At 66.6% G+C, this 15,719-nt stretch carries 12 protein-coding genes and 1 pseudogene; 7 read left to right on the forward strand and 6 right to left on the reverse strand.

The window, feature by feature from the left end; all coding sequences use genetic code 11:
* Window positions 1–84: 84 nt before the first annotated feature.
* From AC2JAJ_RS02270 to AC2JAJ_RS02290, 5 genes are all read left to right on the forward strand, one after another.
* On the forward strand, window positions 85–1,278 hold the full coding sequence (locus AC2JAJ_RS02270; protein ID WP_486414435.1) for a helix-turn-helix domain-containing protein: 1,194 nt from the start codon (window positions 85–87) through the stop codon (window positions 1,276–1,278).
* 169 nt (window positions 1,279–1,447) lie between these two features.
* Window positions 1,448–2,776, forward strand: coding sequence for an MFS transporter (locus tag AC2JAJ_RS02275; protein ID WP_486414434.1), 1,329 nt, complete (start codon window positions 1,448–1,450; stop codon window positions 2,774–2,776).
* A gap of 96 nt (window positions 2,777–2,872) precedes the next feature.
* Window positions 2,873–4,174, forward strand: a complete 1,302-nt coding sequence (locus AC2JAJ_RS02280) for an ArgE/DapE family deacylase (protein ID WP_486414433.1) — start codon at window positions 2,873–2,875, stop codon at window positions 4,172–4,174.
* A 56-nt stretch (window positions 4,175–4,230) separates the two neighbouring features.
* The gene (locus AC2JAJ_RS02285; protein WP_486414432.1) at window positions 4,231–5,412 is read left to right on the forward strand and encodes a toll/interleukin-1 receptor domain-containing protein; all 1,182 of its coding nucleotides are present in this window, start codon (window positions 4,231–4,233) and stop codon (window positions 5,410–5,412) included.
* On the forward strand, window positions 5,393–5,875 hold the full coding sequence (locus AC2JAJ_RS02290) for a DUF4231 domain-containing protein (protein WP_486416752.1): 483 nt from the start codon (window positions 5,393–5,395) through the stop codon (window positions 5,873–5,875). Before AC2JAJ_RS02285 ends, AC2JAJ_RS02290 begins: the two co-directional genes overlap by 20 nt.
* 933 nt (window positions 5,876–6,808) lie before the next feature.
* Here the strand turns inward: AC2JAJ_RS02290 and AC2JAJ_RS02295 are convergent.
* The 6 genes and pseudogenes from AC2JAJ_RS02295 to AC2JAJ_RS02320 form a co-directional block, all read right to left on the reverse strand.
* Window positions 6,809–7,099, reverse strand: a pseudogene (locus AC2JAJ_RS02295) (FHA domain-containing protein); the annotation flags it as partial.
* A gap of 147 nt (window positions 7,100–7,246) precedes the next feature.
* A complete protein-coding gene (locus AC2JAJ_RS02300; protein WP_486414431.1) occupies window positions 7,247–8,719 on the reverse strand; it encodes a mannitol dehydrogenase family protein in 1,473 nt (490 codons plus the stop codon).
* 26 nt (window positions 8,720–8,745) lie between these two features.
* Window positions 8,746–9,807: an NAD(P)-dependent alcohol dehydrogenase gene (locus AC2JAJ_RS02305; protein ID WP_486414430.1), complete on the reverse strand. Its 1,062-nt coding sequence runs from the start codon at window positions 9,805–9,807 to the stop codon at window positions 8,746–8,748.
* 40 nt (window positions 9,808–9,847) lie between these two features.
* Window positions 9,848–10,777 (reverse strand): carbohydrate ABC transporter permease, encoded by a 930-nt coding sequence (locus AC2JAJ_RS02310; RefSeq protein ID WP_486414429.1) that lies wholly within the window; start codon window positions 10,775–10,777, stop codon window positions 9,848–9,850.
* A complete protein-coding gene (locus AC2JAJ_RS02315; protein ID WP_486414428.1) occupies window positions 10,774–11,757 on the reverse strand; it encodes a carbohydrate ABC transporter permease in 984 nt (327 codons plus the stop codon). Before AC2JAJ_RS02315 ends, AC2JAJ_RS02310 begins: the two co-directional genes overlap by 4 nt.
* 20 nt (window positions 11,758–11,777) lie before the next feature.
* Entirely contained in the window at window positions 11,778–13,130 is a 1,353-nt protein-coding gene (locus AC2JAJ_RS02320; RefSeq protein WP_486414427.1) for an ABC transporter substrate-binding protein, read from the reverse strand.
* A 120-nt stretch (window positions 13,131–13,250) separates the two neighbouring features.
* Here AC2JAJ_RS02320 and AC2JAJ_RS02325 point away from each other — a divergent pair, with 120 nt between their 5' ends.
* Both AC2JAJ_RS02325 and xylB read left to right on the forward strand, forming a co-directional pair.
* Window positions 13,251–14,231 (forward strand): sugar-binding transcriptional regulator, encoded by a 981-nt coding sequence (locus AC2JAJ_RS02325; protein ID WP_486414426.1) that lies wholly within the window; start codon window positions 13,251–13,253, stop codon window positions 14,229–14,231.
* Window positions 14,228–15,628 (forward strand): xylulokinase, encoded by a 1,401-nt coding sequence (gene xylB / locus AC2JAJ_RS02330; protein ID WP_486414425.1) that lies wholly within the window; start codon window positions 14,228–14,230, stop codon window positions 15,626–15,628. Before AC2JAJ_RS02325 ends, xylB begins: the two co-directional genes overlap by 4 nt.
* Window positions 15,629–15,719 lie beyond the last annotated feature (91 nt).

Here is a 15,719-nt window from a genome sequence, read left to right on the forward strand (position 1 = left end):
TTCAACTCTGTACGATTGCTGCCTTCAAGAGACATCAAACGCGGCCTTGGTGCCAAAATTTAGGCGTTTGCATAAAATGGATGCATGACAGCACACGACGGCGTTGCCGCCCGCCCTTCCGGCACCACACCCCGCGAGTTCCGTCCGGGCCGGCCCATGGAACCGGAGTGGACAGAGCTGCTGGAAAGTTTGTGGAAAGAACGCTCCCTGCTCGTTAGCGACTTCCTGGACCGCTTCTCTGCCATTTCCTACGGTGAAGCACTGGTTCCCCAGGACGACGTTTACCGCACCGCGGCGGACACCATGGACATGTTCCTGTACCAGATGGCCGGACTGGAGCTCCCCCCGGACCTGCAGACCCTTCCGCGCGAGGTGGCAGCGCGCCGGGCCCGCCAGGGCGTCCCCCTGGACGCCTTCCTTGAAGCAATCCGCAATGACTTCCGTGTTCTCTGGAAGGGGCTCGAACGGGTCGCCCGGGACAAGGGAATCAGCGTCCTGGTGGCCAACATGGACCGCGTCCTCGACGCCGTCGAAGGCTATGTGAGCAGCATCCAGCAGGCCTACGCGGAGGAAGAGGCCAGGCTGACGCGCAACAAGCAGCTGTACCGCCAGCGCCTGCTGTCCCGGCTGTTCAACGCGGAACTGGGCAACGCTGCTGAAGCCCAGGAGCTTGCCGAGGCGCTCGGGGTGCAGGCCAACGGGACCTTTGAAGTGCTGGCGGTTACCTCGGACGCCGTGCCCCAGGCCCAGCGGCAGTTCGAGTCGGACCACAACGTTTATCTGTACGAGAACACGGGGGTCCTGTATCTCTTCCGCCAGCAGCGCCAAGGACGGACCTGGCACGAGGAAGGGCCGGGATTCCCCGCAGGCTACATGTCCGGCGTCGCCGGCCTGGCCGCCGTCCCGGCCGCCGCCTCATCAGCGCTGGTGCTCGCACAGCAGAAGCGCCGCGGCACCGGGCTGGCGACGATGGAGGATGCCTGGATGGGGATTGCCGGCAGGCTCCTGGAACAGAAGTTTCCAGGCTTTTCCGCTCCCGTGAAGGATGCCCTGGACAAGTGCACGCCCCTTGAACGCCAGCGACTGCTGCAGGTGGCGCGCAGCTATGCGCGGACCGGGTCCATCAAGGAAACGTCCGAGGAACTCTTTTGCCACCGGAACACGGTGGTCAACCGCCTGCACAGCCTGCACCAGGTCATCGGCCTTGACCTGACGGTGCCGGCCGAGGCCGCGCGGGCCCTCGTTGCCCTCAGCCGCTACGGCGAGTTCACGGACTGACTTTGTGAAGATGCCCATTTAACGGGCAAAAAGTGGGTGGATATTGTCATTGTTTAGGGCTTTATCACTGATCTACTCTCGAATAACCACCGCTGCAGTGCAGGCATGGCCTTTCGACCGCCGCGGGATCCGGGATGCAAAACTCAACCCGCTCGAAAGGGCTCAAACAGTGACGACCTCAAATTCACTTACCCCCGCCGCAGGTGCTCCTCCGGTGATCTCCGGCAAGGACGCCGGCAAGATCGCCCGTGCCGCCTTCGTGGGGACGGCACTGGAGTGGTACGACTACTACCTCTTCGGCACGGCCGCGGCGCTTGTCTTCAACAGGCTCTTCTTCACCAACATGGACCCCACTGCGGCGCTGCTGGCCTCCTTTGCCACGTTCGGCGTCGGCTTCGCGGCCCGTCCCATCGGCGCCATCATCTTCGGTTTCGTCGGCGACCGTTACGGGCGCCGCCCGGCGCTGCTGATGACCATCGTCATGATCGGCGCTGCCACGGCCCTCATCGGCCTGCTGCCCGATTTCGGCAGCATCGGCCTGGCTGCCCCCGCCATGCTCGCGGTTCTGCGGCTGGTCCAGGGCCTGGCTGTCGGCGGCGAGTGGGGCGGTGCCGTGACCATGGCCGTGGAGCACGCTCCGGTCGAAAAGCGCGGCCGGTACGCGGCGCTGGTACAGGTCGGCTCGCCGGTGGCCACGCTGCTGGCCTCCGGCGCTTTCTCCCTGGTGCTGCTGTTCCCGTCCGAGGCCTTTGACGCCTGGGGCTGGCGAATCCCGTTCCTGGCGGCCTTCCCGATGCTGGGCATCGCGCTCTGGATCCGCCTCAAGGTGGAGGAATCCCCCATCTTCAAGGATCTGCTGGCCCAGGGCGAGACCGCGAAGGTTCCGGCCTTCGAGGTGTTCCGCCACGCGGGCGGCCGCCTGCTCATTGCCGTACTCGCCGCACTGCTCGGCGTCGGTGGCTTCTACATGATCACCACCTTCGCGGTGAGCTACGGCTCCAACACCCTGAAGGTGGACCGGAACGTCATGGTCAACGCAACGCTGGTTGCCGCAGTGGCCCAGATCGGCGTCACCTTCCTCATGGGCCGGCTTGCCGAGAAGATCGGGCCGGGCAAGGTCACCATGTGGGGCGGCGTCGTCAGCGCCGTCATGGCCTTCCCCCTCTTCGCGATGATCGACACCAAGTCCCCGCTGATGATCACGCTGGCCATCACCATCGGCATCATGCTCATCGCCGTCGCCTATGCCGTCAACGGCGCCCTCCTCACCGAGCTGTTCCCGCCGAAGCTGCGCTACTCCGGCGTGGCCCTGGGCTACAACATCGCCGGCGCCACCAGCGGCTTCATGCCCCTGCTGGCTACCGCCATGCTGGGCGTCTCCGGCAACCAGTCCTGGGGTGCGGCCCTGATCCTGGCGATCATCTCCCTGCTGACCGCCGTCGGAGGGTTCTTCGGCGAGCGCCTGCGCGTCCAGGACAAGAAGCTCGTCAGCAGCTAGACCTGCGGCGGCGGACCGTAAGCCGGCGCGCAACAGCTACCAATCACCCAGGGGAGCCGTCCGGCGGACGGCTCCCCTGCCCGTTAGGAGACCACCTTGCTCAATGACGACCAAACCCGCCGCATCCTGGATGCCGTCGACGCCGCCTTCGACGCCCAGCTTTCCTTCACCCAGGAGCTGGTCAAGCACCCGTCGTTGCGCACCCGGGAGGGCAGCGCCCAGGACCTGATGTACGGGGCCATGGCCGGCCGCCGCCTGGAGATGGACCGGTGGGAGCTCGACGCCGAGGACCTGTCCGCCCATCCCGGATTCGGGCCCGTGACGGTTTCCTATGACGGGATGACCAACGTGGTGGGCACCTACCGTCCGGCCGACGAGCGCGGCAGGTCCCTCATCCTCAACGGCCACATCGACGTGGTGCCCGAAGGCCCGTCCGAGGCGTGGTCCCGCTACCCCTGGGACGCACCGATCATCGACGGGTGGCTGTACGGCCGCGGCGCCGGCGACATGAAGGCGGGCCTCGCGGCCAACCTCTTCGCTTTCGACGCCGTCCGCGCCGCCGGGTTCGAGCCGGCAGGCCGCATCCACTTCCAGTCCGTCGTCGAGGAGGAGTGCACGGGCAACGGCTCGCTTTCGGCCCTGATGCGCGGCTACCGCGCGGACGCCGTCGTCATCCCCGAACCCGAGGAGGACATGCTGGTGCGCGCCAATGTCGGCGTGATCTGGTTCAGGGTCAGGGTCACCGGAAACCCCACCCATCCGCGCGAGATGGGCACCGGCTTCAACGCCATCGACGCCGCCTATACGGTGATTTCGGCGCTGCGCGAGGTGGAGGAGAAGTGGAACGCGGACCGGGGTCAGCACCCCCACTTCGAGGACCTGGACCACCCGATCAACTTCAACTTCGGCGGGATCGCGGGCGGCGACTGGCCTTCCAGCGTCCCGGCCTGGTGCGAGTTCGATGTGCGCGCCGCTATCTATCCCGGGATCACAGCGGAGCAGGCCTGGCACGAACTCCAGGAGTGCCTCGAGTCCCTGGGCCACGGCCCGGCGCCCATCACCGCCGTCGGCGTCCGGACAGGCTTCTTCTCCGAAGGCTACGTGCTGGAGCCCGGGAGCGAGGCCGAGGCGCTGCTGGAGCGGACCCACGCGCAGGTGTTCGGCCGCGGGCTGGAAAGCTTCACCACACCGGGCTACCTGGACGGCCGGGTGTTCGCCCTCTACGCGGATACGCCGGCGCTGGTGTACGGCCCCGTGTCCGAGGCGATCCACGGGTTCGACGAGCGGGTCTCGGTGGAATCCGTCCGCCGGATCACCAAGAGCATCGCCCTGTTCATCGCCGGCTGGTGCGGCGTCGACGAACGTGGCCCCCTCCCCCGGGCTGTAACGCGCCAGTAACGCCCGCAGCGCTGTAATGCCCTCGGGGTCTGGGCTTGGTCGCAAAGGCGTGCGCCATGGCTGCTTCCACCCCCGCCGCGTCGGGCCGGATCTTCATCAGTTACCGGCGCGAGGAGACCGCGTACCCTGCCGGCTGGCTGTACGACCGGCTGGCTGACCGCTACGGCGGCGGCCAGGTCTTCAAGGACGTCGACTCCATCCAGCTCGGCGACGACTTCGTGGAGGCCATCACCAGGGCAGTCGGCTCCTGCGACGTGGTGCTGGTGCTGATCGGCGACGAGTGGACCACCATCGCCGACGACGGTGGCCGGCGCAGGCTCGACGATCCCGACGACTTCGTGCGCCTGGAGATCCAGGCGGCCCTGACGCGCAATGTGCGGGTGATCCCCATCCTGGTGGATGGGGCGCGGATGCCCCGCTCCGATGAGCTGCCCGGAAGCATTGCGAAGCTGGTGCGCCGGCAGGCCCTGGAGTTCAGTCCCGCCCGGTTTGAGTTTGATACCAGCCGGCTGTTCAAGGTGCTGGACGGGACGCTCGCAGAGATGCGGAGGAGCCAGGACACCGCGGGCGAACAGGGCACCGCGGAGGAGCAGGGCCCGACGGCGGCCGCAACGGGAGCGAGCGACAGCGCGCCTGGGAGCCGGGAGGCGCTGCCCCGGAAACGGGGACGGTTCTCTCCCCGGACGCTCATCCTGGGCGGGACGGCCGCCGTCGTCGTTGTGGTCCTGCTGGTGGTCCTCCTGGTCACCAGCCTCCAGAAACCCTCACCCAGCGCCAACCCTGCGGAGGGGCAGGCGCCGGTCGCTGGGGGCGGCGGCATCGACGTCGACAGTTCGCCCGTCACGAGCGGGGACGGGATCCGCCTTTCCGGGCTGCAGGCCACCAGCCGGCGTGATCCGGCCGCTCCCCGGGTGGGCGACACGGTCACGGTGAGCTATGCGCTGACGAACACCACCGACCAGCCACTGCAGCTGGAGTACACGTTTGTGGGAGTGCGGGATGCGTCGGGAAACCATCACGATACCGAGGACATGAATGAAGGCCGGGCCATGGCGCCCGGGGAAACCGTCAACGCGCAGGGCCGGGTGCTGCTCAACAGCTCCGGGAGCTGGGAGATGTGGCCCTGTTACGTGCTGACCGGGGAACGCTTCTGCCCGGATAAGTGGCAGGTGTTCTTCGTCCTGGCCCAGGAGCAAGCTGCAGTGGAAGGGGAAGCCGATGGTGCGCCGCGAGGATGATCCGGCACCGGCACAGCCGATCGCTGCCGTGCCCCGGCCTGCCCCAGAAGACCCTACGTGGGACCGGCTGGAGGACCAGATCCACTGGTACGACACCAGGAGCAGCGACAACCAGCGCCGGTACAAGTGGCTCAAGCTGCTGGAGCTGGCGGTGGCCGCAGCCCTGCCGGTTGTGGCCGGTGTAGGGAGCCCGGTGCTCGTGACCGGCGCGCTGGCCGCCGTCATCGTGGTCCTCGAGGGCGCCCAGCACCTCTACCAGTTCCAGGAGCGCTGGATCACCTACCGCTCCACCGCCGAGGCGCTCAAGCACGAGCGCTACCTGTACCTGGCCAAGGCGGGGCCCTACCTGCGCGCGGACCGGCACCAGCAGCTGGCTGAGCGGATCGAGGGCCTGATCTCGCAGGAGCACGCCAAATGGACCAGCAGCCAGCAGCAGGTTCCGAGCCGGTCGGAGGGGCGGTAAAGCCGGGCGGCAACGGTTTACCGGCCGGGCATCCTGGGGGCTTTGCGCCGCCGGTTCCGACCCGGCCAGCGGCTTCAGGCGGATGTCCGGAACCGTAATGGTCCTGGGGCCGTCAAAGCCCTGGACAAAGACGGTGGCGAAGCTCAGCGACACCGTTGTTGCCCCTTCCGGCAGCTGGCTTTCGAAATTGAGGGTCCCCTTGCGCTGCCCGCCGGGCGGTATCTGGGGTTGCCAGTTGCTGCGGAAGGAGTCGGCGTCGTACGTGGTGCCGTCCGGTCCGGTGAGCATCGCGTTCTGGAACAGCGGCAGGGTGATGGTGCTCGTGGTCCCGTTGTTCACCAGGATCTCCGCGCGGGTGAAGTGCGCCGTGCTCTGGACGCCCAGGATGGTCACCCGCACCCCCTGCGCCTCCGCCACCACCTGGCGTTCCAGCCGCTGCACGCCGCTTTCGTTGCCGGAGAAATAGCCGACGGCGTAGCTCGCCCCCGCGGTGACCAGCCAACCGCCGCCGCCGAGCAGCAGCAGCGTCAGCAGCACCGTTGCGGCGAGCGGGCGCCGGGGCTCGGCACGGGGTTCGGCCCGGGGCCCGGCTTGTGGCTCTCCCCGCGGCCCGTGGCCGGGGCCGGCGGGCTGCTGCCTCGCGGCCTGGTTCTTCCGGTAGAACCCGAGCATCTCGATGGCCAGGGCAACGAGGAGGCCGACGATCGGGGTGACGAACCAGGTCCAGGTGGGCGTGAGTTCGGTGAGGAAGGAGGTGAGGCTGTTCCCCAGGAGCCCGATGACGTTGATCCCCGCGGCGAACATCAGCGCCGTGCCCAGCCGCTCTTTGGGCTGCGGCGGGCCCGGCTTCGCGGTGTCCTTGCCGGCGCCCTCCCGGGGCGCGCCGCCGTCCTCCCGGGGCGTGCCGCCGTCGGCGTTCCTGTCGATGAACCGCAAGCTGACCTCGCCAAACTGGACCAGGTCCCCGTGCGCCAGTTCCGTGGGTGAGGTGATGCGGTGCCCGTTCACCCAGCTGCCGTTCCGGGACTGCTGGTCGGTGAGGATGGTCCGGCCGTCGACGGAGCTCAGGAGGGCGTGGTGGCGGCTGACACCGTAGGCCGGCAGGCGAAGCCGGGCGTCGTCCTGGCTGCCCACGGTGACCTCACCGCGCGGAATCACAAGCCTGTTCCCCGCCGCCTCCCCGCTGACGACGATGAACTCATTCCTGGCACCAGGCCCATCCATGGCTTCCCGCCCTGCCACGCCCCAAGGATTCCGTAGGCTTAGTTTGCTCCCTGGGGAAATTCCTGACAAGGACGTGGCCCACGGTGGTTGAGCCTGCCAAAACCCAGGCCGGAACGAGCATGGTTGGCGCTCCCCCGGGCAGTGGTGTCAGGCCTGGAGCTTCCGCAGCGTCTCCACGGCGCCGTGCTGCTGCAGGGTGGCGAGGGCTTCGGAGTAGGCCGCAACAAACCTGGCGTCGTCGATGAGGTCGCCGAAAACATCACGGTTTGAAATGAAGGACAGGGGCTCCTGGCGCTGCCGCGCGGCGGCCGCCATGACGGTGTCCTTGAGCCTGTCCACCACCTCGATCGGGCTGCCCTGCTCGTCCGTCCCTTCCGCATAGCGGGCCCAGCTGGCCACGATCGCCGCCGACCGGCGGATCTCTCCGCCGTTCTCGAGATTGACGCGGACCACGGGCAGGAGCCACTTGGGGATCCGATCGGAGCTCTCGGCACAGAGGCGGGCCAAGGTGTCACGGACATATTCGTTGGAGAAGCGCTCAATAAGGGTGCGCTTGTACGTGTCGAGGTCGATTCCCGGCACCGGGTGCAGCGTAGGCGTTGCTTCCTTGTCCATGTAGTCCAGCAGGAACTGCGCGAACAGCGGGTCCTGCGCCACTTCATGGGCGTAGCGGTAACCGGCCAGGTAGCCGAAGTAGCACATGCCCTGATGGCTTGCGTTGAGGAGCCGCAGCTTCATCAGCTCATAGGGTTCCACGTCGTCCACGAGCTGGACGCCCGCCTTTTCGAACGGCGGCCGGCCCAGGCTGAAATTGTCTTCGAGGACCCACTGCTCGAACGGCTCGCAGACCACGGGCCATCCGTCCTGCACGCCAAATTCCGCAGCGATGGCCTCCCTGTCCTCGTCGGCGGTGACCGGGGTGATGCGGTCCACCATGCTGTTGGGGAAGGACACGTTGCTGGCCACCCAGGCGCCGAACTCCGGGTCCTTGAGCTCGGCAAAAGCGGTGAACATCCTGCGCGCGACGTCGCCGTTGCCCTGGATGTTGTCGCAGGACATGATGGTGAAGGGCTCCAGTCCCCGTTCACGACGACGGCGCAGGGCTTCGGTGATGAGCCCAAAGGTGGTGCGCGGCGCGCCACCCGGCTGGAGGTCGTGGACCACGTCCGGGTTGTCGGCGTCGAAGTCGCCGGTGACATGGTGGAAGTTGTACCCGCCCTCCGTGACGGTCAGGGATACGATCCGGACGGCGTCGGACGCCATCTTCTCGATGACTTCCTCGGGGCCGTCCGGGGCGAAGAGGTACTCGATGATTGACCCGATGACCCGGCCCTCCCGCGTACCGTCCGGGTTCTTCACCACCAGTGTGTACAGGCAGTCCTGCTGGTCCATGACCTGCTTCATGCGGGCATCGCCGGGCAGCACACCCACCCCGCAGATTGCCCAGTCGTGCGCCATGCCGGCGTTCATCAGCTGGTCCAGGTACATAGCCTGGTGGGCGCGGTGGAAGCCGCCGACGCCGAAATGGACGATCCCCGCGGTGAGAGCAGAGCGGTCGTAGGATGGCGTGCCCAAGTTTGCCGGGAGTTCTGCCAGTGTTGAAGTGCTGAGCGGTTGCATGTGCTTTTTCCTTTCAGGGCGGACCGTCAGCGGCCCGGGTAGACGATGGCTTTGAGCTGGCCGGGTTGTTTGCCGGCCTTGAGCGCTTCCTCTGCTTCGGCGAGGGCGAACCTGCCGGTGACCAGGATGTCCAGGTCCACCTTCCCGTCCGCGATGAGCTGGATGGCCAGCGGCCAGGTGTTGGTGTAGCGGAAGACGCCGGAAAGCCAGATTTCGCGGTTCTGGATGTACGAGACGGGGAGTTCGACGTCGTCCGCACCGAGACCGACGAGGATCACCCGGCCGGCGGGCGCGACGGCTTTGATGCCGGAACGGACAGCCTGCGGTGCGCCGGAAGCGTCAATGAAGGCATCGACGTCGAGCCCTTCCACGCTGTCTGTCCTGGCGTTGATCGCGTGGGTGGCGCCATGTTCGAGGGCGAAAGCGAGACGGTCCTCGAAGATGTCGCTGATGTGGATTTCGGTGGCGCCGAACGCACGGGCGGCCTGGGCGGCGATGATGCCGATGGGACCGGCGCCGGCAATCAGGACCCGGCTACCGGGCTTGATCCCGGCGCGTTCACAGGCCCAGAGGCCCACGGAGAGGGGTTCGATCAGCGCGGCGGCCTCGTCGCTGACGCTGTCCGGGATGTCGTAGGCGAAGTCGGACTGGATGGTGACGTACTCGGCGAAGGCCCCGTCCACCGGGGGCGTTGCGTAGAACTCGATGTCCGGGCAGAGGTTGTAGCGGCCGGCTTTGCACTGGTTGCACTTGCGGCAGGGACGCTGGGGCTCGACGGCCACCCGCTTGCCGATGCGGACGGGGTCGACGGCGCTTCCGACGGCGGCGATCCGGCCGGAGAGTTCGTGGCCGAGAATCAGCGGGTGGTCCACTACGTAGGGGCCGATCCGGCCGTGCTCGTAATAGTGGGCGTCGCTGCCGCAGACGCCGACGGCTGCCACCTGCACCAGGACCTGGTCGGCGTCGAGCTGGGGCATCGGGAGGGTCTCCAGGGTCATCTCGCCCTGGCGCTTCAGGACGGAGGCGCGCATGGTGGCGGGGAACGGCTGATCGTACGCCGGCAGGGTCTGGGCGGTTGGTGTCGTCATGGGGACAGTCCTTAAATGTCGGTGGTGGGTGGGCCGCTTACTACTTCACGGCGCCGAGAGAGAGTCCCTGGACGAGTTTGTCCTGGGCGGCGAAGCCGGCGAAAAGCACAGGCAGCGAGATGACGACGGCGGCGGCGCAGACTTTGGCGAGGAAAAGACCCTGGCCTGAGACGAAGCCGGTGAGGAACACCGGGGCGGTGCCTGCCACCACACCGGTGAGGACGCGGGCCAGGAGAAGTTCGTTCCAGCTGAAGATGAAGCAGATCAGGGCCGTCGCGGCAATGCCGGGCATGGCGACAGGAGCAATGATCTTGCGGAGGATCAACAGGAGGTTGGCGCCGTCGATCTGGGCTGCCTCCAGCATTTCCTCCGGAACTTCGGCCAGGAAGGAGCGCATCATCCAGACGGCGATGGGCAGGTTCATGGAGGTGTACATGAGGATCAGGAACCAGATGTTGTCCAGCGCACCCACGGTCCTGGCGAAGAGGTAGAGCGGCAGGATCGCGGCCACCACGGGCATCATCTTGGTGGAGAGGAAGAAGAACATCACGTCCGTCCACTTCTTCACCGGCCGGATGGACAGCGCGTACGCGGCGGGAATGGCCAGGACCAGCACCAGGACGGTGGACAGGACCGAAGCGGTGGCGGAGTTGATCAGGGAGGGCCAGGGGCTGACGCCGGAGGTTTCCCCGAAGAATTCCTTGTAGGCGTCCAGGGTGAGGTCCGCCGCGATCGACGGCGGGTTGGTGGCGGCGTCGGTTTCGGAGTGGAAGGAGGTCAGGATCATCCACAGGACCGGGGCGGCGAAGAGCAGGGCGAGGAGCCAGGCGGCCACACCGGCAGCAGTGTTGTTCCGGGTGGGATCCATGCGTGCCTTGCCCCGGGACCTTCCGGAACGGCGGCGTGAAACGCCCTCCTGTCCGGCCGTGGTGGCGTGGTGCGGGCTGCGGGGCGCCGTGAGGGTGCTCATCGTGCTGCCTCCTTCTTGAAGAGTGAAAAGACGGTGCGGAGTGCGAACGTGGCCACCAGGATGGTGCCGATGACCACCACGACGCCGGCGGCGGACGCCAGTCCGTATTCGTTGGCGAAGTAGAAGGTCTGGTAGACGGCGTAGGGAAGGTTGGCCGTCCCAAGTCCGCCCGCGGTGAGGGTGAAGACCGCGTCGAAGTTCTGCACGATGTAGATCGCTCCCAGCAGGCCACCCAGTTCCAGGTACTGGCGCAGGTGTGGCAGCGTCAGGTGCCGGAAGATGGCCCATGGGGTGGCGCCGTCCATCTGGGCCGCTTCCACGGTGTCCATGGGGCGGGACTGCAGGCCCGCCAGCAGGATGAGCATCATGAATGGCGTCCACTGCCAGACCAGCGAGACGATGACTGCCATCAGTGGCGCCTGAGACAGGAGGTCCAGCTGCGGTGGCGTGGCGCTGCCGAAGAGGGACCAGGCCCAGGTCAGGGTGCCGTTGACCAGTCCGTATACGGGGTTGAGAAGCGCGTGCTTCCAGATGAGGGCGGCGGCGACGGGAACCACCAGGAACGGTGCGATCAGCAGTGTCCGCGCCAATCCACGGCCGATGAATTTCTTATCCAGCAGCAGGGCCAGGCCCAGGCCAACGAGCAGGCTGGCCAGGACCACGGAGACGGTGAGCAGGATGGTAGTGAAGATCGCCTGCCGCAGGTCCGGATCCGAGAGGACCGTGACGTAGTTCTCGACGCCGGCGAAGGCTGTCTTGTTCGGGCTCAGGCTGTTCCAGTTCATGAACGAGATGACCAGCGTCACCACGAACGGAAGCTGGGTGACAACAATGAGGAAGACCAGGGCGGGCAGCAGCGGTGCACGCCGTGCCCATGCCAGGGCGCGTTCCCGCTGCCGGGTGCTTCGCGGCCGGGTGTTTCGTGAGGGGGTGGCTGCATTGCGTCCCGGGCGGGAGATGCGCGCCGTTGCGGTAGTCATGATTTTCTCCTGCGGTTCTGTTAGGGCTGCTTGTACTTGTTGCCGACTTTTTGCGCGGCTTCCTGGCCCTTTGCCAGCGCTTCGGCCACGGTGCCCTGGCCCGCGATGGCGGAGCTGATGCCCTGGGAGACATTTGTGCCCAGGGCAGCGAACTCGGGGATGCCTACAAACTGGATGCCGACGGCGGGGCGTTCCTGCGCTCCCGGGTTTTTCGGGTCGGCGTTTTCGATGGCGAAGCGTTCGGCCTCGAAGAACGGTGCGGCCTTCTGGAACTCGGTGTTCTCGTAGGTGGAGATGCGCTTTCCGGAGGGAACCTTCGCCCAGCCAAGCTTCGCGGCGACCAGTTCCTCGTAGTCCTTGGAGCTGGCCCAGGCGACGAACTTCCCCGCGGCTTCCTGTTTCTTGGAGGCAGCCTGCATGGCCCAGGACCATGTCCACAGCCAGCCGGAGGATTTGGTTTCCTTGATCGGGGCCTGCGCGTAACCGATCTTTCCCTTCACCGGCGAGGCCTCGGATTCCAGGGCTCCTGCCGCCGAAGTGGCGTCATACCACATCGCCACCTTGCCCTGGCCCATGTTGTTTAGGCACTCGGTAAAGCCGGCCTGGGCTGCACCCAGTTCACCGTGCTCACGGACCAACTTGGTGTAGAAATCCACGGCCTCGGTGAATTCAGGGGAGCTGACCTGGCCGTTCCAGTCCTTGTCGAACCAGGTGCCGCCGAACGTGTTCACCACGGTGGTCAGCGGGGCGAAAACCTGGCCCCAGCCTGGCTGGCCGCGCAGGCAGATTCCCTTCATACCCGGGGCCGCGCCGTCCACCTTGGCAGCTACGTCCGCCACCTCGTCCCATGTGGGCTTCTCCGGCATGGTCAGGCCCTTGGCCTCCAGGATGTCTTTCCGGTACATGAGGAAGGAGGACTCCCCATAGAACGGTTCGCCATACAACTTGCCGTCCTCGCCGGTGAGGGACGCCGTATAGGCCGGCAGGATGTCGGCCTGGTCAAACTCCGGGTCCTTCGCCACGCTGTCCAGCGGTGCCAGCCAGCCGTTGGCCGCGAAGAAGGGGATCTCGTAGTTGGACAGCGACGCGACATCGTACTGGCCGGCCTGGCTGGAGAACTCCTGGCTGATCTTGGCCCGGACGTCGTTCTCGGGCAGCACAGTGTAGTTGACCTTGATGCCCGTCTTCCGGGTGAAATTCTCCGCGGTCAGCCGCTGCAGGTCCTCCATCTGGGGGTTGTTCACCATCAGGACGTTGATGCTGTCCGGGTCGTTAGCAGCGGATCCGCCGCCGGCACCGGCGCAGGCCGAGGCAGCAAGTGCAATGCACAGGGCGCCGGCAGCCATCGAGGCCGCGCGCATCGTGGGACGCATAAGAACTCCTTTGTGCTCAAAAGTCGGGATGAATCGGACGCTCATATGAGCGCGCCTACTTGCTCATCTGCATTGTGACTCTAGTCATATATACTCGTTTGAGCAAGACGAGGGACTCAAATGATCGACGGAGAAGAGGTGAGCACCATGTCCGAGCATTCCCATGAGGAACTTCTGGCCCGCGTGAGCAGCGAGTATTACCTGGAGAACCGGTCCAAGGTAGAAATTGCGGTCAGTCATGACATTTCGCGGTTCCAGGTGGCACGGCTGCTCACCGAAGCCCGTGAGCGCGGCATTGTGGAAATCAAGGTGCACTATCCGTCCCACGTCTCAGCCACAGAGATCCGCAGGCTGGAATCCTGGCTGGGGATCCGCGAAGTCATCGTGGCAGACTCCACCTCGGGCGATGAGAACCAAGCCCGCGGCATCCTGGCCAAAGCAGCCGCCGCCGAGGTTACGCGGCAGGCTCCCGCGGGCGGGACGCTCGGGATGTCGTGGTCCCGCATCCTGGACGTGGCCTCGATGCTCGTCAGGGAGCTCCCCCGGTGCGACATCGTCCAGCTCGCGGGGGCACTGCCCACAGAAGGCGAAAGCAATCCGCTCGAGCTGATCCAGCGGCTGGGGCACCTGAGCGGCGGGCTCACCTGGCCGCTATGGTCGCCGCTGGTGGTGGAAGACCCGACGACGGCGGCTGGCCTGCGGCGCCAGCCGGAGATCGCGGGCGCCCTGGCCAAGGCGGATTCGCTCGACCTGGCGGTGGTCGCCGTCGGCGCCTGGAAGAGTGGCAGCTCCACAGTCTGGGACCGGGCCGAAGCGGAGATGCGCGAGGCAGCCGTGAAAGCCGGCGCAGTCGCGGAATGCTCGGGGCGGCTGCTCAACGCAGCGGGCGTCCCGGTCGAAACGGGGCTGGACGAACAAATCATCGCCGTCACGGTCAAGCAGTTGCAGCGCACCCCAAGCGTCATCGCGGTCTCGCACGGCACGGCCCGTGCAGATGCGGTGCGGGCGGTGGCCAGGGCCGGTTTCGTGACCACGCTGATCATTGATATCCCGCTGGCCCGGGCCCTTGCTGACCTCATGGATGAGGAGAACAGTCAATGAGCATTGTGGTCGGGGTAGATTCCTCTACACAGTCCTGCAAGGTCCTCGCGGTGGACGTACACAGCGGCGGTGTTGTTGCTTCCGGCACGGCGGCCCACCCCGACCGGACCGCCGTCGACCCCCGCATCTGGACGTCCGCGCTGCACGAGGCCTGGCATGCCGCCGGCGTCGACCGCCTGGGCGGCTCAGTTGCCGGGGTGGGCGTCGGTGCCCAGCAACACGGGATGGTGGCGCTCGACAACACGGACAGCCCCGTCCACGATGCGCTGCTGTGGAACGACACCCGCAGCGCAGCGGAAGCGGCAAGACTCCGGGACGAGCTGGGCCAGGAGGCATGGGTTGACGCCGTCAACCTGGTTCCGGTGGCGTCCTTCACCATCTCCAAACTTGCCTGGCTCGCGCAGAACAGGCCCGAGCTGGCGGACCGCGTAAACCAGGTTGTCCTCCCCCACGACTGGTTGAACGGAACCCTGGGCGGCGAATTCACCACCGACCGCAGCGACGCGTCCGGTACCGGCTATTTCTCACCGCTTACGGACAGCTACCGGACGGACCTGCTGGAGCGCTTCTTCGGCCGCGTTCCGCGCCTTCCGCGGATTGTCGCATCGCATGAGCGGGCAGGAACGGTACGGAACGGATGGGGCATAGACGGCGCCGTCCTCGCCGCCGGCGCCGGGGACAACGCGGCGGCCGCTTTGGGACTGGGACTTCGTCCTGGCGAGGTGGTGGTTTCCATCGGCACATCCGGAACCGTCTTTACCACCTCGCCCTCGCCCATGCCGGACCATACGGGCGCAATCGCAGGATTCGCGGACGCCGCCGGCGGCCACCTGCCCCTGCTTGCCATGCTCAATTCCGCCCGGGTCATGGCCGCAACCGCGTCCATGCTTGGTGTCGGCCTGGCACAACTGGATGCCCTGGCGCTGGGCGCGGAGAGCGGCGCCGGCGGACTCACGTTCCTTCCGTATCTCGACGGCGAGCGGAGCCCCAACCTGCCGCATGCAAGCGGAAGCCTGGCCGGCCTTACCAGAAGCAACATGACTCCGGAGAACCTTGCCCGCGCCTCCGTGTTGGGCGTGCTCAACTCGCTGGCCGACGCCATCGACGTCTTGAAGCAGTCCGGCGGCACCCCGGATAAAGTCCTCCTCATTGGCGGAGGCTCCAAGTCGCAGGCCCTCCGCCAGGCGGCTGCGAGCATTTTCAACCTGCCAGTCGAGGTCCCGGCGAGCAGGGAGTACGTTGCACTCGGTGCAGCGAAGCAGGCCGCATGGGCAGCCACAGGCGAGCTCCCCGACTGGAACCGCAGCATCGAAGCCTCCTACGAGCCAGAAGGCGAGTGGGGCTTCGGAGTCAGGGAGCGCTACGCTGAGGCGCGCAGGAACTTCTACGGCGCGTGAGTTGCCGACGGCAGCATCACGGCAAAATGGACCGAGGCTATTCGGCTGATCATCCAGGCCACCACCCCAACCCGCGTAACCGCAGAAGCTC

This window comes from Arthrobacter sp. MOO21, assembly GCF_057369995.2.